The following is a 3,165-nucleotide window of genomic DNA, read 5'->3' as shown; positions in this document are numbered from 1 at the left end:
GCCCGAGAGCACCCGCTCGACCCGCATCCCGGCGAAGAGGTACGCCCCCCAGTCGGGCGCGAGGTCGGCGTCGACGTCGACCCCGCGCTCGCGGAGCCACGCCCCGTCGCGGTCGTCCGCGCCCGCGCCGCCGGGGCGCTCCTCGCCCGGCCCCGCCCAGTCGTGCGGCCGGAGCGTCAGCGTCGCGTAAAAGAGGAGCCAGTCGCCGGGGTCGAGGTCGGCGATCCGGCCGGCCTTCACGCCGTACGGGTCGCCGTAGGTCGCGCGCTCGCGGCCGTGAACGCCCGGGAACTCGGGGTCGGCGTGGACCGGCGCCCCGCGCAGGTCCGTCGGCACCGCGAACGGGAGGTCGAGGTCCCCGTACGTCGGCACCGGCTCGTCGGCCGGGACGCCCTCGCGCGGGAGCGTCGCGGCCGACTCCGGGATCGGGACGTACGCGAAGGTGCCGTCGGGGTAGACCGGCCCGCGGAACCCCGGCTCGTTCGTGTTGGCGGCGACGTTGACGGCGACGGCGTGCGGACCGGTCATTAAAAAACGAGGGCTCCGGACGGATCAGTCCGCCGTCGCGGCGGTCCCCTCGTGTTCGATCTCGGTCCCGAGGAGGTCGAGGAACTCCGCGATCCACTCGGGGTGATCGGGCCACGCCTGCCCGGTGACGAGGTTCCCGTCGGTCGTCACGCCGTCGACCCACGAGCAGCCGGCGGCCTCGACCTCGGGCCTGACGGCGGGGTACGCCGTCAGCTCGTAGCCGTCGAGGACGCCCGCCGCCGCGAGGATCTGCGGGCCGTGGCAGATCGACGCGACCGGCTTGTCGGCCTCGAAGAAGTGTCGCACCGCGTCGAGCACCTCGTCGTAGCCGCGGAGGTACTCGGGGGCGCGCCCGCCGGGGACGACCAGGGCGTCGTAGTCGGCCGGGTCGACCTCGTCGAACCCGTGGGTGAGCTCGAAGTCGTGGCCGCGGGTCTCCAGGTACGTCTGGTCGCCGCGGAAGTCGTGGATCGCGGTCTTGACCGCCTCGCCGCCCTCCTTCTCCGGACAGACGGCGTGGACCTCGTGGCCGACCGCCTGAAGCGCCTGAAACGGTACCATGATCTCGTAGTCCTCGCCGAAGTCGCCGACGATCATCAGTATCTCCTTTCCTGTCATGCGTACAACACCACGCTGGGATACGCGCTACTGACTGATAACGATACTGGGGAGTGATACCACGCGTCTATCGTGGCCGCGAGGGCCAGTCGTGCGATACCGCTCTCGCGCGCTCGGGAGCCTTTCGAGTCGGTCGAGACGCGGTTCGAACCGAACTCCGGGAGAGAACGCCCTCGGACCGGTCAGTCCGCTAGCTCGACCACCATGACTTCCATGTCGGAACCGGTACCGTCGGTGCGGTACTCCCACGTTCCGCGGGGGTCGACGTCGTTTTCGAGGGCGGCGAGAAGTACTCGACCGAGGGCGGCCTCGAACTCCTTTTTGCTTGATATCTCGTCGTCGGATGAGTCGGTTGTCATGGTAGGAAACGCGTCCGACTGCGATACGGCGTCGTCGCGGCGTCGAACGCAGCGCCACGCAAACAAATGGGGCCCGCAGTCATGTGCCTCTACGTCCCCCGATACGAATCCGCACGGCATAACACTACCGAAAAGCATGGTACACCAAGTTAGATAGCTGGCGCGGGAGGATCGCTACCGAGTATTTAACGGGGTTGCGGCAGAACGGAGGCGTATCTGATGAGCGTTATCGCTGAGGTGACTATCCCGTCTGCGGCGTTCGAACTGGGGCAGATACTCCGGGTGGAGGGGCCCACACGGATCTCGCTGGAGACGATGGTACCGCTAGGCGGGCGGCCCACCCCGTTCGTCCGGATCCGGAACGACGCGCGGGAGAGCTTCGAGCGCTCGGTCCGCGGCCATCCCTCAGTCAACGACATCCGGCTCGTCGACACCCACGGAGACGAATCGCTGTACTCGCTGGACTGGGACCCGTCCGACGCCTCGCTGCTACGGACGTTTCTCGATCTCGATGCCGCGCTGCTCGACGCGACCGGCGACGCCGACGTCTGGGGACTCGAACTCAGGTTCCCGACCCACGAGGCGCTCTCGGCGTTTCAGGACTACTACACCGAGGAGAACATCGACGTGTCGGTCGAGCGGATCTACAACCCCACGAAGCCCGACGCCGGTCCGTGGTACGGGCTGACGCCGCCGCAGCGCGAGACGCTCGCGGACGCCGTGGAGGCGGGGTACTACTCGCTGCCGCGGCAGATATCCACGCAGGAGCTCGCGGACTCGTTCGACATCTCCGATCAGGCCGTCACCGAGCGCCTCCGGCGCGGCATCTCCACGCTGGTGCGGAACACGCTGCTGGTCGAGGAACCCGAGGAGTAGCGGCGGTCGCGTTCTCCGTTCGCCCTTCGCCAACCCCCAGTCGATCGCGGTCGGCGAGCTCAGTTCGGCGGCCGGAGGTCCCGCTGAAACTCGTCGAACTGTTCGAGGTCCTCGGGGAGTTCGTACTCGATCTCCCGGGCGTCTTGGTTGTCGGGGAGCCGCCCGTCCTCCAGATCGTCGGCGGCCTCCTCCCAGCCCGGCTTCACGCGCACGGAGCGCGCCGGGGAGCCCACGACGACGTGGTGGTCGGGCACGTCGCCCTGAACGACCGACCGCGCGCCGACGACGCTGTTCTCGCCGACCCGGCAGCCGGCCCGGACCATCGCGTCGTAGGTGACGCGGGCGTCCGCCTCGACGACCGTGTGGAAGTTCCGGACCTCGGTCTGGTCGACGATGTCGTGGTCGTGGCTGTAGAGGTGGACCCCGTCGGAGATGGAGGCGCGGTCGCCGATCGTCAGCCGACCGCGGTCGTCGAGGTGGACGTCGTCGTGGATCACGACGTTGTCGCCGACCTCGATGTTGTGGCCGTAGGTGACGGAGATACCCTTGAAGAAGCGACAGTTCTCCCCGCACTCGGCGAAGAGGTGGTCCCCGAGCATCTGGCGGAAGCGGAGCGCGAACTCGACGTTGTCGGCCATCGGCGTCGCGTCGAACTGCCGCCAGAGCCACTGGAGGTGCTTCGAGCGCTGGAACCGCTCCTCGTCCTTCTCGGCGTAGTACTCCGACTCCAGCGTCGCGTTACACGGGTCGTACCCCTGGAGGCGAACGCGCTCGGCGCGCGACA

The 3,165-nt window shown here is 68.5% G+C and carries 4 protein-coding genes and 1 pseudogene; 1 reads left to right on the top strand and 4 read right to left on the bottom strand.

Features of this window, described 5'->3' with window-relative positions:
• The 3 genes and pseudogenes from B9G38_RS15495 to B9G38_RS18400 all read right to left on the bottom strand — a co-directional run.
• Positions 1 to 528, bottom strand: a pseudogene (locus B9G38_RS15495) (hypothetical protein); the annotation flags it as partial.
• 24 nt (positions 529 to 552) lie between these two features.
• Entirely contained in the window at positions 553 to 1,146 is a 594-nt protein-coding gene (locus tag B9G38_RS15490) for a DJ-1/PfpI family protein (RefSeq protein ID WP_086220972.1), read from the bottom strand.
• Between the two features lie 182 nt (positions 1,147 to 1,328).
• Positions 1,329 to 1,505 carry a hypothetical protein gene (locus tag B9G38_RS18400; protein WP_198945717.1) on the bottom strand — a complete coding sequence of 59 codons (177 nt, stop codon included), beginning with the start codon at positions 1,503 to 1,505 and terminating at the stop codon, positions 1,329 to 1,331.
• Positions 1,506 to 1,724: 219 nt separating this feature from the next.
• On the opposite strand from B9G38_RS18400, the gene B9G38_RS15485 reads away from it, so the two are divergent.
• Positions 1,725 to 2,381, top strand: a complete 657-nt coding sequence (locus B9G38_RS15485) for a helix-turn-helix domain-containing protein (protein WP_086220971.1) — start codon at positions 1,725 to 1,727, stop codon at positions 2,379 to 2,381.
• Positions 2,382 to 2,440: 59 nt separating this feature from the next.
• Here the strand turns inward: B9G38_RS15485 and B9G38_RS15480 are convergent.
• On the bottom strand, positions 2,441 to 3,165 hold a 725-nt coding region (locus tag B9G38_RS15480; RefSeq protein ID WP_086220970.1), incomplete at its 5' end, for an acyltransferase.

This window comes from Halorubrum sp. SD612, from assembly GCF_002135005.1.
This window is presented reverse-complemented; position numbering and strand designations above follow the sequence as displayed.

Bases quoted from the DNA above. Each gene is read 5' to 3' on its own strand.
- B9G38_RS15490 (WP_086220972.1), bottom strand. From the start codon at position 1,146: ATGACAGGAAAGGAGATACTGATGATCGTCGGCGACTTCGGCGAGGAC.
- B9G38_RS18400 (WP_198945717.1), bottom strand. From the start codon at position 1,505: ATGACAACCGACTCATCCGACGACGAGATATCAAGCAAAAAGGAGTTC.
- B9G38_RS15485 (WP_086220971.1), top strand. From the start codon at position 1,725: ATGAGCGTTATCGCTGAGGTGACTATCCCGTCTGCGGCGTTCGAACTG.